The sequence below is a fragment of the Phycisphaerales bacterium genome, assembly GCA_020852515.1.
In the GTDB taxonomy this organism is placed as follows: domain Bacteria; phylum Planctomycetota; class Phycisphaerae; order Phycisphaerales; family UBA5793; genus UBA5793.
This window is the reverse complement of sequence record JADZAS010000013.1, coordinates 463,753-477,289: the sequence shown is the minus strand read 5'-3', so window position 1 is coordinate 477,289 and position 13,537 is coordinate 463,753. Positions and strand designations below refer to the sequence as shown.

Genomic DNA, 13,537 nt, shown 5'->3' with positions numbered 1-13,537 from the left:
GCGCCCGACTCCCCACGCGTTTTCATCTCCTTCCACGCCCAGGCTCCGACGCCTGGGCGTCTTCGTTGCCGTCGGTTGTCCTACGCTTGCCCATGTCCACGCTGATCCACCAGCGCGTCGCGCAGGCCAACGCCGGCACGAACCCGCGCGTCATCGCCCGCGTCCACTCCGGCTGGATCGTCATAGGCGACCGGCAGGTCGTGCCGGGCTACTGCCTGCTGCTGCCCGACCCGGTCGTGTCCGATCTCAACGCGCTTAAGGGTGCCGCTCGCAGTGCATTTCTTTCCGACATGATCGAAGCCGGCGAAGCGCTGCTGGCCATTACGGGCGCTGCGCGCATCAACTACGAGATCCTCGGAAACCTCGAGCCGGCGCTGCACGCGCATCTGTTTCCGCGCTACGCCGATGAGCCGGCCGAATGGCGCACCCGGCCGATCTGGTTCTACGACTGGGACGCCGCGCGGCCGTTTGATCCGCAGCAGGATCGCGCCTTCATGGAAAAGATGGCCAGCGAACTCAAGCGCCGCGGCCTGACGGCGTAGGCCGCCTGCGCCCTCGCAGGCAATGGCGCTAAACTGGATTCCAACCAACGACACCACGCGCCAACACGAGGCCGATATGCAGTTCAAAGACCCCATCAAGTACGACGACTTCGCGAAGATCGATCTCCGCGTCGCGACCGTCAGGGCCGCAGCGCACCACCCCAACGCCGACAAACTCCTCGTGCTCCAGCTCGACGACGGCAGCGAAGCCGGCCGGCAGATCTGCGCCGGCATTCGCGGTCATTACGAGCCGGAACAGCTTGTGGGTAAGCAGATCGTCATCGTCGCCAACCTTGAGCCGCGCAAGATCCGCGGCGAAGTGAGCAACGGCATGCTCTGCGCCGCCAGCGACCTCACCGACGGCGAAGAAGCGCGAAAGGTCATCCTGTTGGCCATCGACAAGCCGGTGCCCCCGGGGTCGCCGATCAGTTGAGTCCAGCCTCGTCCAACCCGATCAGGTGCTCCTGCTCAATCGGGTCCGGCACATCGTCGAGTTTGAATGCGCGCGATTCATCGAACGGACCGATGGCGGTGCGGCGGAGCGCGGTCAGATAGCCGCCCACGCCCAGCGCTGCGCCGATGTCGAACGCCAGCGAGCGGATGTACGTGCCCCGGCCGCAGGTCGTGCGGATCGTCAGGTGCGGCCACTCGCAGGACATCACTTCGATCGAGTCTATGCGGACCGGGCGCGGTTCGAGCGTCACCTCCCGGCCGCGCCGCGCGAGGTGGTACGCCCGCTTGCCGCCGATGCGCATCGCCGAGTGGATCGGCGGCGTCTGCAGGATCGTCCCTGTAAATCGCTCGGCCAGAACGCTCTCGATCGCATCGCGCGCCGGCGGCGTGAGATTCTCCAGCGGCGTGATGACCCCTTCGAGATCATGCGTGCTCGACACCGCGCTCAGATCGATCGTGCACTCATAGGTCTTGGACATCGCCATGAGGCGCTCGACCCAGCGCGTGGCCCGGCCGATGCAGCAGATCAGAATGCCCGAGGCCAGCGGATCGAGCGTGCCGGCGTGGCCGGTCTTCACGCCGCGTGCGCGGCGCTTGACGACGCGGACGATCGAGGTGGACGACAGGCGGTAGGGCTTGTCGACGACGATGAGGCCGCAGAGTGGTTCGAGTTGATCGGCAGGCTCGGCCATGAAGGGGATTATTCGCCGCCAAGGTCGCAAAGAGCGCGGAGGTCAGCATGTGCTCGGGCGGCACGAGGCCCGCGAACGGCAGCCAGCGGGCTGACGGCCTACCATGTGGCCCTGACCTTTTTGAGGCGGGTGCGATGGGGTTTTCATCGCGTCCGTCCAGCCGTGGAGAGGTGACCGAGCGGCTGAAGGTGCACGATTGGAAATCGTGTGTGCGGGAAACCGTACCGCGGGTTCGAATCCCGCCCTCTCCGCTTTCTTTCATGAGCGAACGCTTCTCATGGCGCCGCATGTTCCACCTTGCATCGCGCAAGTGGCGTGAGCCACCGGACCGCCCGTTCAAGTTCGGCGCGGTGCTGCAGAGCGGCGCAGACGTGCGCCATCGACACGAGAACGTATGGTTGCGCCAGCCGACGAGAGGTCCGGATCGACTCGTCATTGGCCCCAGCGGCGATCACGTTCGCCTGATGAAACAGTTGATGGAGGCGATGGAGGCACCATTCGTGTTGCTCTACGTGCTCGCCGTGCCGCGAACCAGCGAACATGCCGCCGGCCGGTACGAGTCGCCCTGGATGCACGAACGCGGCGAAGTGTCTCAACTGCTGGATGAGTTTCGCGAGTACTTTGAGAATGACGGTCGCCACCAGGTGTGGATCATCGGCGATGGGAACAAGAGCCAGCTCGTGTACGACCAGCATGATCTCATCTATGCGTACGGTCCGCTCAACGACTTTGCCACCGCTCTGCGCACGGCTGGTTTTAGGGAGGGCGAACCGCGGGTTCCCGTGCCACATTCGCACCACTACAACCACGAATACGACGGTGAGGAATCGCGGCTGATCGAAACGCGCGAATGGAAGTGGTTCCCATTGAAGGAGCAGGATGAACGATGAGTAGTGGGCGGTCCGGGTCCGCAGGAGCGCTGCTTCAAATTCGCGACTACACTCGACCGGGGCGGGAGAGTGTCATGCGTGGAGCCAACTTCGCAATCGCGGCCGGGCTGATGATGTGCCTTGGCGCCGCGTCTTCTGCCCTCGCCCAGGACTGCGGGCCCAACTGGGAACCGCCCTTTGCGGTCGATCCCGCTCTCTCCGCTTTCTTTTTTCGAACGCATGAGTTGGCAAGCCCGGTCGCGGTTGGCGCGACGCGTGCTGCTGCACAAGCGCGGTCCGCGCGGATGCTGGGCTTTAGTCCATGCCCAGATCGTTGACGAGGTGCGATTCGGGCTTAACCTGATCGAGGGGTAGGCCGAGTTGGTTTGCCGTGAGGCGGCGAACGTCTTCCATGACTCGGTGTTGAAAGATGAGCTGGTCGCCGGCTGCATTGGGGAACTGCACCGGCATTGTCAAGCGGACGAGATCGGCGAGCGTCACACAATCGGCGGGGAAGTGCGTCGCGAAGCGGGCGTTGATGCCCGTGAGGAGCCACGCGCCCGCGAGAAATGCACCGACGGAAAACAAGGCGGCAACACTCGAGAATCCATACGCCAGCCATCCAAGGGCTGAACACGTGAGCCACGCCAGACCAAGAAATCCGGTCATCCAGAGGAGCGTGCGTTCGGCCCGGGTCGACGCTCGCAAGTGCGGCACATTGCGCTCCACTGCGCGGAGAGCAGCCCACTGTTTCCGTCGTTTGGCGGGTGGGAACAAGGTGGCGAGCTGAACACCGGGTCGAATGTCACTGCGACTGAGATTGGTGAGTCGGGCAATCTGGCGGCGCAGGCTGTAGAAGGTGCGGGCAGACGCGCAGACGCCGTCCGACCTCGGCAGCTTCGAAATCACCAGCGCGGCGATGTCTGCGACCGTGCGGACTTTTTCACACTCAGAATCGGGAAGACGTATCTTGAATTCGTCCTCGACTTCCATCACGAGTTCGACGCTGTCGAGCCCCATGGACAATCATACTGCGTTGCAGCAATACTGGACAATGGCCGCGATGGCTGTCTGCCGCAGCAAGGCGGACTCGTTGGCGCTGCTTCAATCCCGTGTCTACACTCGACCGGGGCGGGAGAGTGTCATGCGTGGAGCCAACTTTGCAATTGCGGCCGGGCTGATGATGTGCCTTGGCGCCGCGTCTTCCGCCCTCGCCCAGGACTGCGGGCCCAACTGGGAACCGCCCTTTGCGGTCGATCCCGCCCTCTCCGCTTTCTTTTTGCGAATAGTTCCCAAGCCCGCGCGTCTGCTGCAGCGGGCGGCCTGCAGCGCTCTGCCGAGACGGAGAGGTTGACCGAAAGGAGACCGACGATGTCGCGAGCGCGGAAGTGGATTCGCATCGGCAGGAATGTCCTGCTGTTGATCACCGTGTGCGTGGCCGGCTGGCTGCTCGCGCAGCCGTTCGTCGAAACAAAGCCGAATTCGCAGTGGTCGGCCACGCGGTTTACGGCGCTGATCGACGGCACACTCTACGTTGCCGAGCTGCGCGAAGAAGTCTCGCAAGCGCCCTGGCACCTTGTTCGTGATGTGAGCGTCAAGGCAGCGCCGGTCAAGGATCTGGCGAATCCCTCGAGAAGCATACCAAATGCCGCGTGGCCATTGCACCTGGAACTTGAGCGCAACAGCAACCGAGTCAGGATCGTCGAGACGCTCAGCGAGAAGGTCATCGTCGATGATGCGGAGGTGGCGTGGTTCGGCTTTCGAGGACCCGATGTCGCGTCAGAGGCGCCGCCCGTCTCCTGGCTCGGCAACCGGCTCGCACTGTGGCCCCCAGGTTCACTCGGCGTCCCGTTCTGGCGGCAATCGGTCAATCACCCGGCAAGACTCGGCAGGCAATACGAGCTTTCGATCTACTGGCCGTATGCATACAAGGTAATCGGCGCAGCCCTTGGCGCGGCTCTCGTTATTCTCATTGCCTGCTGGCTCATCGATCGGTTGCTGGCTCCATACGTGGCCGGTGCTTGCCAGAAGTGCGGCTACGACCTGCGCGGCAGCACATCGAACCAGTGTCCGGAGTGCGGAGCGCCGGTCGGAGCCGCTTCAAGCACGTCTGTTCCGACTGCAGAGTAGCAGTGCATCTCCAATCCCGCGTCTACACTCGACCGGGGCGGGAGAGTGTCATGCGTGGAGCCAACTTCGCAATTGCGGCCGGGCTGATGATGTGCCTTGGCGCCGCGTCTTCCGCCCTCGCCCAGGACTGCGGGCCCAACTGGGAACCGCCCTTTGCGGTCGATCCCGCCCTCTATCCCTTCGAACATCACTGCATCAAGACCGCCGGCGGCGTCATTCACTACGTCGATGAACGGGCCACCCCCGAGCCGCGCGGCACGGTGCTGCTCGTGCACGGCAATCCGTCGTGGTCGTTTCTCTATCGCGAGGTGATCGCCGGCCTGCGCGCGCACGGCTATCGCACCATCGCGCCCGACCTGCTCGGTTTCGGCATGTCGAGCAAGCCCGATCCGAATTCATTCCCATACTCGCCGCGTTCGCAGGCGGAGAATCTCGCCCAGTTCATAGAGGCGCTCGATCTGAACGAGGTCACGCTCGTCATTCACGACTGGGGTGGACCGATCGGGCTGCACGCGGCCGGTGTCTCGCCGGAGCGCATTGATTCGCTCGTCGTGCTCAACACCTGGGGCTGGACGCTGCACGAATCCGACCGGCCACTCTTTCACTTCCTCTTTGACTGGGTGAACTACAACGTGAGCAACGCCGAGGAGTTGCTGCGCACCGGCAGTCTGCCAAAGAGCGTGGGGCAGAGTGTGGCCGGTCTCTACGGCCCGCCCGGCTCTCAGCCGTATCTCGCCGTGCGCAATGCGTACTGGGGCCCGTTTCTCAACGTGAGCACCGGCCTGCCGCTGAGCGAAGACGCCATCCAGCCGACCAATCGGCTCTATCACTACATCGGCCTCGACCCTGCGTTCATGGAAGAAGTCGAACTCGCGGTGCAGCAGTTGAGCGACCGCCCTGTTGCGTTCGTGATGTGCGCGGATGACAAGTGGTTCGGTGCGCTGCGCTGCAATGCCAATGCAAATCCGACGTGCCCGCCGCCGCTGGAGTGCCGGCGCATCGACGGGATCGACTGGTGCGTCGATGCGCAAGGCCAGCGCGTGTATCCGGCTCTCGACCGGTGGGTCGGGCTCTGGTCGGGCCAGTCCGTGCAGCGCGTCGATCTGCGGCCAGGCGGCGGGCATTTCACCGCCGAATACGAAGCCGAGGCCATCGTTAACGCGGTCCTCGGCCTGCACGTTCCCGTGCGAAACGCGATGAGCGAGCGGTAGGCCCGGCGAGAAATCAACCCTGATTTTCACGCGCCATGTTGCGGCCGGCGGGTCATGGGCGGTCTTCTGGTATGATCATGCAGATGTCGCGCCTCCGATCAATGCACCACGCGCGGCAGCCTGAGAAACGGAGCGTGACATGCCACGGACGCTCGGGCGAAGACGATCCATATCGATTGCAATATTGATACTGACGGCCGCCATTTCGCCGCGCGGCCTGGCGCAGGAATGTGGCCAGTGGAGCGAATTGAGCCGCGAAGGGCCGGGCCAGCGATGGACGGCCGTGATGGCGTTTGACACGCAGCGCGGCGTGGTCGTGCTGCACGGCGGAAAGACATCGGACAGCTTCGCCCTTGGCGATACCTGGGAATGGGACGGCGAGCGGTGGAATCAGGTCGCCACCGGCGGCCCGCAGGCGCGAACCGAGCACGCCATGGTGTATGACTCGGTGCGCGGCGTGATGGTGATGTTCGGTGGTCGCAGTTCGAGCTTCACGTATGAGAGCGATACGTGGGAGTGGGACGGCGTCGCCTGGCGCGAAGTTAACGTCATCGGGCCGCCAGCCCGATACCGGCACGCGATGGCGTTCGACGCGGAGCGAGGAGTGACTGTGCTCTTCGGAGGCGGCACGCTGAGCACGGACTACGAAGACACCTGGGAGTACGACGGGCAGCAGTGGACGCGGGTGACACTGGGTGGGCCGCCGCCGCGCGCGCAGCACGCGATGGCGTACGACCCCTTGCTCCAGCGCACGGTGCTCTTCGGCGGCCGCGATTTTGCCGACACATGGGAGTGGGACGGGCAGATATGGGAGCAGATCAACGCCGAGCCGCCTCCGACGCGCCAGGGCGCGGTGATGGTCTACGACGACAAGCGTCAGCAGATCATCATGCACGGCGGGTGGAATCCGCAGCGCTACCTCTTTGATCTGTGGAGCTGGTCAGGTTCGCGATGGATTCCCATCGGTACCCAGGGGCCCCGTGCCCGCGCGTACCACAGCGGGACATACGACGCGGTGAATCAGCAGCTCGTCGTATACGGCGGCCGGCGCGGCCAGGACACCTGGAGCGACACCTGGTCGGAGACGCCGCGCCTGTGGGTGCAGCAGTCGCCGCAGGACGTCGTGGTCGGCGGCGAGGGGCGCGCGGAGTTTCGCGTCACGCCGGCCGGCGGCGGGCCGTTTACTTATCAGTGGTGGTTCGGCAACACGCCGCTGTTCGATGGCGGCTCGATCCACGGAGCGCAGACGGACACACTTACGATCGACCCGGCGCGGATCGAGCACCAGGGTCTCTACAGCGTTCAGGTGCGCGGCGCGTGCGGCGAGACTTTCAGTCGCGATGCGTCGCTGGTGGTCGTCGAGCTGGGGCTGAGCGTCGCATCGTCCTGCCCGCAAGGAGGACCGCTGACCATCGAATGGTCCGGCGGCTCACCCGGCGGCCCCGTGGTGCTGCTGTTTTCGACGCAAGCCGGCATGACGACCATCCCCCCGGGTCAGCCGTGCGCGGGAACCGTGCTTCAACTCGGCGCGCAGCGGCTGCGCATCATCTATCGCGGTCAGTCAGACAATCAGGGTGGCGGAACGCTCAACGGCTCGGTGGGTTTGGGTGCATGCGGCGGTCGACTGCAACTGCTCGATCTCGACTTCTGCGCCACGAGCAATGTCGCGCGCGTGGAGTGAGGCCCCGAACCGAGAGGGAGAAGCGGCATGAATCCAGCGCAGCGCCCGTACACGTTCCTGCTCGGCATGCTGATGCTCGTCTGCTGTCCCGCGCTCATCCAGGCGCAACACTGCGTCGAGTGGACGCTCGCGGCCGAGAGTGGACCCGTGCCGAGGCGCACCTTTGGCATGGTCTATGACACCGTGGTGCAACGGACCGTCCTCTTCGGCGGCGCCGACATGAACTACTCCAGGTACGATGACACCTGGGTTTGGGACGCCCGCGGGTGGACGCAGGTCGCCTCCGGCGGCCCCGCGCCGCGCAGCAGTTTCGGAATGGCCTACGACGATCGGCGCGCGCGCGTCGTCGTGTTCGGCGGCGCCGGACTCAGCAGTGCGCGCTTCGGCGACACGTGGGAATGGGATGGGCAGAGCTGGGAGCAGGTTGCCGATGAGTTCTCAGTCGGGCCCGGGCGCCGCTATTCCGTCGCGATGACCTTTGACGAAGCTCGCGGTGTCACCGTCCTTTACGGCGGCTCGGGGCCCAGTGGAGACACGTGGCTCTGGGACGGCGAGTCGTGGATTCAGGTTGTCGTCGAGGGTCCACCCGCCCGCTCGCAGGCTTGCCTCACGTACGACCGCGCGCGACAGCAGTGCCTGCTGTTTGGCGGGTTTGACGAGGATTGGGGCTGGATGGATGAAACGTGGTCGTGGGACGGCTCGCAGTGGCGTCTGCTGTCGGACTCCGCGCCGGGAATGGGAATCAGCGGCGCGCTGACGTACGACGACATCCGGCAGGCGCCCATCTATTTCGGCGGATACGTGAACAGTCTGTCCGTCGGTGATGCGTGGGCGTGGAACGGTTATGAATGGCAACTCATCTCTGAAACGGGACAAGGGCCACTCCAGCGCGAATTCTCCTCCCTCGTCTACGACCAGGCGCGCGAGTGCGTCGTGCTCTTCGGCGGTTCGACCAGGCCCGGCCAGATCCTCCATGGCGACACGTGGCTCATGAAGGGTCCGCTGCGCCTCATCCGAAACCCGGAGAGCCAGATCCTGCGCCTCGGCCAGCCAGCGGTGTTTTCGGTCGAGACGCGCGGACAGACGCCGCGCGGTTACCGCTGGCGCCGTGATGGTCGCGACCTGATCGACGGCGGCAACATCCGCGGCGCGATAACCGACACGCTCACGATTCGACACGTCTGGCCGCTTGACGCGGGGCGCTATGACGTCGTCATCTCCGCCGACTGTGGAGACCTCGCCAGCGGCGCGGCTCAACTCGTCGTGCGCGACACGCGACTAACTGCAGATGCGACGTGTCCGCAGGGCGGTCCGCTCCGCGTGCACTGGTTCGATGCGAGTTCAGCCGGGGACGTGGCGCTGCTGTTTGCCAATGCGCAGGGATTCCGGCTCATTCCGCCCGGAATGCCGTGCGCCGGGCTGCCGCTCGGGCTGAACCAGTCAGCCCGGATCGTCTGGCGCGGCGTGTCGAATGCCGACGGCAGCCGGACTCTTGATGTGTCAGCCAGCCCGCAGGCGTGCGGCGGGTCGATACAGATCGTCGATGTGGACTACTGCGTGACGAGCAACACAGCCGTCATTCGATGATGGAGATGCGATATGAGGGAATCACACGCGCCCCCGCCGGCATCTCTCGCATTGATGATGGCGCTGTGCGCGATCCTCCTGTGCGCCGGCGAGGCAGCGCTGGCGCGCCAGTGTGCCGGGTGGAGCCAGGTCGCCCAGACCGGGCCCGGGGCGCGGCGGTCGCACGCCATGGCGTACGACAGCCTGAGGCACGTCACGCTCATGTTCGGTGGCGGAAACTGGCTGAACACCCGACACGATGATCTCTGGCAGTGGGATGGATCCGAGTGGACGATGCTCGCCGACGGCGGACCACCCGCGCGATCCTGGGCCGGAATCGCCTACGACTCGTGGCGCGATCGGCTGGTCATCTTCGGCGGCTCCGGGAGCAGCACGCTTGGTGACACGTGGGAGTGGGACGGCGTCCAGTGGTCTCTCGTCGCCGAGCAGGGCCCGTCGCCGCGAGTTGACCCATGCATGGCCTTCGATGCGCGGCGCGGTGTGACGGTGCTCTTCGGCGGAAGCCGCAGTTCAAATCTCTATCGCGATACGTGGGAGTGGGACGGGACAGCGTGGAAGCTCGTGGCCAATGAAGTCGGTCCGCCCGGCCGTTATTCCGGCCGGATGGTATACGACACTGTGCGAGCGGCATGCATGTTGCATAGTGGCACAGATGATACGAACAATTTTCGTGATACGTGGTCATGGGATGGCGCGGAGTGGACGCTGCTGGAGGCGGATGGACCCGAAATGCCGCTGCGCGGAGCCACCGCCTTCGACTCAATGCGCGGCGTGGCCGTCTACTTCGGCGGCTCTGCCAATGATGTCTCGACCGGTGAAACGTGGGAGTGGAACGGCCAGACGTGGCGCCGAGTTGCGCGGACCGGCGAAGGGCCATTCGTTCGGCACGAGAGCGCCGCCGCGTACGACGCCGCACGCCAGCGCATCGTGCTCTTCGGCGGGGGCCTCAATCCCGGCAGAACCGATTACAGCGATACCTGGGAGATGCAGCCACTGTTGTGGGTGCGCCAGCATCCGCAGGACCATGACATCGCCATCGGACGCGAGGCAGTATTCTCCGTCGCGACCACGGGACAGACGCCGCGCGCCTACCGCTGGCGTCGCGATGGCGTCGATCTCACCGATGGCGGCAACATCCGCGGCGCCGCGACGGACACACTCATCATCCGCCGCGTCTGGCCGCTCGATGCGGCGGCGTATGACGTGGTGATCGAGGGCGAGTGCGGGCAGATCATCAGCCGCGCCGCCCAGTTGACGGTGCCGGGCATTGCGTTGTCCGTGGATGCCTCGTGCCCGGGAGGCGGCGCGGCAAGCGTGCAGTGGTCGAACGCCAGCCCCGGTGGCGACGCGGCGATTCTCTTCTCGCCATCGCCGGGCCTGCAGACGATTCCCGGCGGGATGCCCTGCGCCGGCCTGCAGCTGTACCTTGACCCCAATCGGTTGCAGATCGTCTGGACCGGCCGCTCCGATCCTCATGGCGCGCGCGTGCTCAATACGAACGCCGGACCGGCAGCGTGCGGCGGCTTCATTCAGTTGGTGGATCTCTCGATGTGTGTCGCCAGCAACGCCGCGCGGGTGCAATAGCAGTGTCGTGTGAGGTCAGGAGAATCATCGTGCGTCAACCAGAACAACACAGAAGTCGCGCCGCCTCCGCCCAGGCGCTGACGGCCCTCGGAATCGGGTCCATTGCCTGCACCGCGGCCGACGGGCAGATCCAGTTCGGCCAGCCCGTGTATTACGTTGACGCCCAGCCGGCCATCTCGTCTGTCGTCGCCGACCTCAACGGCGATGCGCTGAACGATCTGGCCGTCCTCAACGAGGATGCCATCTACATCTACCTCAACCAGGGCGGGGGTGAATTGCTGCTGGACACGATCGTCCCCGTGCTGGGGCGCGAGCAGGGAACCATGCGCGCCGGCGACGTCGATGGCGACGGCGCCGTCGATCTCGTCTTCCTCGAAACCTATTCCTGGTGGACGGGGTTCTCCATCTGGTACAACAGCGGCGACGGCCGTAACGGCGAATTCCAGCACATCCGCTACGACTACTTCGCGCGATCATTCGAACTCGCGGATCTCGATGGCAACGGCTGGCTCGACATCGTTCACATTCGCCGCAACCCCGAAGTCAACGCGATCTGGAACTTCAGCCGCACGCAAAGCGAGTCCGGCATGATCTACTACTTCAGCGGTGGCCTCGGTCCCGGTGCGCTGCAGATCGTGCCCGGCGATGTCGATCGGGACGGCGATGTGGACCTCACCATCGCCTACCTGAGCGGCTGCCTGTACTACTGGGGTTGCGGCAGCGCCGTTGTGCTGCTGCTCAACAACGGCAACGGGCGCAACTTCGCGTCGCAGCAGATCGATGTCTCCTGGCCGGAGAACGACCTCGACCGCATCGCGCAGGGAGACATGGATGGCGATGGCGATCTCGACACCATCCTCGTCGGCTCAAGAGTCAACTACTACGCCCCGGGACCGGCGCTCGTGCGCGTGCTCTACACCGAAGAGCAGAGCGTGCGGTTCGGGCCCAATATGGAAATCCCGGAGGAATATGTCGTATCCGTCGCTACGGCCGACTTTGACACCGACGGTCGCCTCGACATCGCCGTGAACAGCAGCCTGTACCTCTACGTGCTGCAGAACACCGGCTCAGGATTCCTCACCAGTGTGCGGACGCTGCACGGCGGCTGGGCGGGCGATGTACTGGTGGAGGAGATTCACGGAGACGGGCGATGGGACATCGCCACGCCGGGCCGATACGGAGCGGTTGTCTATCCAAATGCGTCACAAACCCGTTTGGAGTTGCATCAGACGCCGCTCGTCCGCGGAGAGCAGGCGAGCTTTGGCGTCCGTCGCGCCAACCCGGGCGAGCAGGTGGTGTTCCTCGCCTCGATCACGGGTGCCGGAAACAGCGTCGGCCAGTCGCTGCTCGGAGGGGCGACGCTCGATCTGCTTGATCCGGTGATCGTCCTCGGCGCCGCCACCGCGAACGAATCGGGAATTGCCGTCTTGAGCAAGATGGTGCCGGCCCAGGCGCCGCTCGTGACTCTCACCACGCAGGCGGTCGTCAGGCGCGGCCCGGGCGGGCGCGACTCGGTCAAGACTCCATTTCGAGCGGCGCGGATCGAGGAGTGATGATGGTCTGCAAATGGGCCGCTGACCATCCGCATCATGATGGAACGAAAGAAGCGCGGCGTGTGCCGCGCTCCTTTGCGTCTATCCGAGAGGCGCCGTCGAATCGATGATCACGGTACGCGGGCCACGTTGCTCGTCGCGCAGGAGGGCAGCGCGATCAACTGCACGTAGCCGCCGCACGCCGACTGGTTCACCGAGGCGCTGATCGTGCCCGAGCCGTTGCCGGTGCCGATGGTGGCGTAGAGCTGCAGGCCGCTCGTGCCCAGGCCCAATTGCGTGCCCTGGCACGGGCCGTTAGGCACGACAAACGAGCCGGTGTTGAGCGCGAAGACCACGCCTTGCTGCTGACCCGGATTGGCGCCGCTCCAGTGGAGATCGACGGTGCCCGGGCAGGAGCCCGTCACCTGGGCGTGATAGCCGGTGGCCCGGCCGGTGCTCAGGGAGCCGGAGTTGCCGGGGCTCTGAGAAGTGCTGCCGAAGATCACGCCGCCGGTCTGGATGGAGTACGCGGGATCGAAGTAGACTTCGAGGCGATCGCCCGCGAACAGTACGTTGGCGCCATACTGAGGCGCCTGCGGCGCGAGCCGCTGAAACAGCGCCTGACAGATGATCGGGCCTTCGGTCTGGAAGTTGAGTTCGCTCGCGGAAACCTGGACCGTGAGTTCGCCGACGTCGGTGACGATGCCGGCGGTGAACACGGCGGGCTGGCTGTTCCAGTCCATCGGATCAAAGAAGCCGGTGAATTCGATGGCTCCGTTGGGCGGCGCGGCGCAGGCGATCTTGTCATTGGCCTCGCCCGTTTCGCCGGGGTCGAAGGTTACGGTGGTGTTGTCGTGGATGTCCTTGATCTTCAGCCCGGTCGTGCCGACGTTTTCGACCGTCAGATTCGGGTTCGCCGCCTTGATGGCATCGCGGATCAGGTCGCGCTTCTGCTCCACGGTCGAGCCGGCGGGGATGACGACCTGGGCATCGCGATACGGATCCAGACTGACCTTTACCGTAGCGGCGCGACGATTGCTGGGCGTCGTGAAGGTCATGGTGGCGTCCTTGGCCAGCGCCAGCGGGCTGAGCGTGGCCAGTGCAAGGGCGGCGCAGAGAGTGCGCGCCATGAGAGAGTTGTTCTGGCACATGATGTGCCTCCTTTCGAGAGAGCTGATGAGCAGCCGCGACGACGTTCGCGCGACTGGTGTTCATCAGATACACTCGTAACTGCGCCGCGCGCCCGGCATCGAAAT

Annotated in this window: 12 protein-coding genes and 1 tRNA gene; 10 read left to right on the top strand and 3 right to left on the bottom strand. The window is 65.0% G+C overall.

All coding sequences use genetic code 11. The annotated features are described in order from the left end of the window. Positions 1–92 precede the first annotated feature (92 nt). Together IT430_08140 and metG are read left to right on the top strand one after the other, a co-directional pair. Positions 93–542, top strand: a complete 450-nt coding sequence (locus IT430_08140; GenBank protein MCC6907891.1) for a hypothetical protein — start codon at positions 93–95, stop codon at positions 540–542. 76 nt (positions 543–618) lie between these two features. Beyond that, positions 619–975, top strand: coding sequence for a methionine--tRNA ligase subunit beta (gene metG / locus IT430_08135; protein ID MCC6907890.1), 357 nt, complete (start codon positions 619–621; stop codon positions 973–975). Here the strand turns inward: metG and truB are convergent. Continuing rightward, positions 968–1,687 carry a tRNA pseudouridine(55) synthase TruB gene (gene truB / locus IT430_08130; protein ID MCC6907889.1) on the bottom strand — a complete coding sequence of 240 codons (720 nt, stop codon included), beginning with the start codon at positions 1,685–1,687 and terminating at the stop codon, positions 968–970. The two genes, metG and truB, sit on opposite strands and share 8 nt — an antisense overlap. 164 nt (positions 1,688–1,851) lie before the next feature. On the opposite strand from truB, the gene IT430_08125 reads away from it, so the two are divergent. Together IT430_08125 and IT430_08120 are read left to right on the top strand one after the other, a co-directional pair. Next, positions 1,852–1,938, top strand: a tRNA-Ser gene (locus IT430_08125). 9 nt (positions 1,939–1,947) lie between these two features. Next, a complete protein-coding gene (locus IT430_08120) occupies positions 1,948–2,577 on the top strand; it encodes a hypothetical protein (GenBank protein ID MCC6907888.1) in 630 nt (209 codons plus the stop codon). 294 nt (positions 2,578–2,871) lie between these two features. Here the strand turns inward: IT430_08120 and IT430_08115 are convergent, their stop codons facing one another. Further along, on the bottom strand, positions 2,872–3,576 hold the full coding sequence (locus tag IT430_08115; protein MCC6907887.1) for a hypothetical protein: 705 nt from the start codon (positions 3,574–3,576) through the stop codon (positions 2,872–2,874). Positions 3,577–3,927: 351 nt separating this feature from the next. Here IT430_08115 and IT430_08110 point away from each other — a divergent pair, with 351 nt between their 5' ends. From IT430_08110 to IT430_08085, 6 genes are all read left to right on the top strand, one after another. Beyond that, positions 3,928–4,686, top strand: coding sequence for a zinc ribbon domain-containing protein (locus IT430_08110; protein MCC6907886.1), 759 nt, complete (start codon positions 3,928–3,930; stop codon positions 4,684–4,686). A gap of 50 nt (positions 4,687–4,736) precedes the next feature. Further along, a complete protein-coding gene (locus IT430_08105; GenBank protein ID MCC6907885.1) occupies positions 4,737–5,897 on the top strand; it encodes an alpha/beta fold hydrolase in 1,161 nt (386 codons plus the stop codon). Between the two features lie 184 nt (positions 5,898–6,081). Beyond that, positions 6,082–7,578, top strand: coding sequence for a hypothetical protein (locus IT430_08100; protein ID MCC6907884.1), 1,497 nt, complete (start codon positions 6,082–6,084; stop codon positions 7,576–7,578). A gap of 27 nt (positions 7,579–7,605) precedes the next feature. Further along, positions 7,606–9,165 (top strand): hypothetical protein, encoded by a 1,560-nt coding sequence (locus tag IT430_08095; GenBank protein ID MCC6907883.1) that lies wholly within the window; start codon positions 7,606–7,608, stop codon positions 9,163–9,165. A gap of 12 nt (positions 9,166–9,177) precedes the next feature. After that, positions 9,178–10,749, top strand: a complete 1,572-nt coding sequence (locus tag IT430_08090) for a hypothetical protein (GenBank protein ID MCC6907882.1) — start codon at positions 9,178–9,180, stop codon at positions 10,747–10,749. A gap of 29 nt (positions 10,750–10,778) precedes the next feature. Continuing rightward, positions 10,779–12,302 carry a VCBS repeat-containing protein gene (locus IT430_08085; protein ID MCC6907881.1) on the top strand — a complete coding sequence of 508 codons (1,524 nt, stop codon included), beginning with the start codon at positions 10,779–10,781 and terminating at the stop codon, positions 12,300–12,302. 110 nt (positions 12,303–12,412) lie between these two features. Here the strand turns inward: IT430_08085 and IT430_08080 are convergent, their stop codons facing one another. Continuing rightward, entirely contained in the window at positions 12,413–13,432 is a 1,020-nt protein-coding gene (locus IT430_08080; protein MCC6907880.1) for a hypothetical protein, read from the bottom strand. Positions 13,433–13,537: the final 105 nt, after the last annotated feature.

Bases quoted from the DNA above. Each gene is read 5' to 3' on its own strand.
- IT430_08140 (MCC6907891.1), top strand. From the start codon at position 93: ATGTCCACGCTGATCCACCAGCGCGTCGCGCAGGCCAACGCCGGCACG.
- metG (MCC6907890.1), top strand. From the start codon at position 619: ATGCAGTTCAAAGACCCCATCAAGTACGACGACTTCGCGAAGATCGAT.
- truB (MCC6907889.1), bottom strand. From the start codon at position 1,687: ATGGCCGAGCCTGCCGATCAACTCGAACCACTCTGCGGCCTCATCGTC.
- IT430_08120 (MCC6907888.1), top strand. From the start codon at position 1,948: ATGAGCGAACGCTTCTCATGGCGCCGCATGTTCCACCTTGCATCGCGC.
- IT430_08115 (MCC6907887.1), bottom strand. From the start codon at position 3,576: ATGGGGCTCGACAGCGTCGAACTCGTGATGGAAGTCGAGGACGAATTC.
- IT430_08110 (MCC6907886.1), top strand. From the start codon at position 3,928: ATGTCGCGAGCGCGGAAGTGGATTCGCATCGGCAGGAATGTCCTGCTG.
- IT430_08105 (MCC6907885.1), top strand. From the start codon at position 4,737: ATGCGTGGAGCCAACTTCGCAATTGCGGCCGGGCTGATGATGTGCCTT.
- IT430_08095 (MCC6907883.1), top strand. From the start codon at position 7,606: ATGAATCCAGCGCAGCGCCCGTACACGTTCCTGCTCGGCATGCTGATG.
- IT430_08090 (MCC6907882.1), top strand. From the start codon at position 9,178: ATGAGGGAATCACACGCGCCCCCGCCGGCATCTCTCGCATTGATGATG.
- IT430_08080 (MCC6907880.1), bottom strand. From the start codon at position 13,432: ATGTGCCAGAACAACTCTCTCATGGCGCGCACTCTCTGCGCCGCCCTT.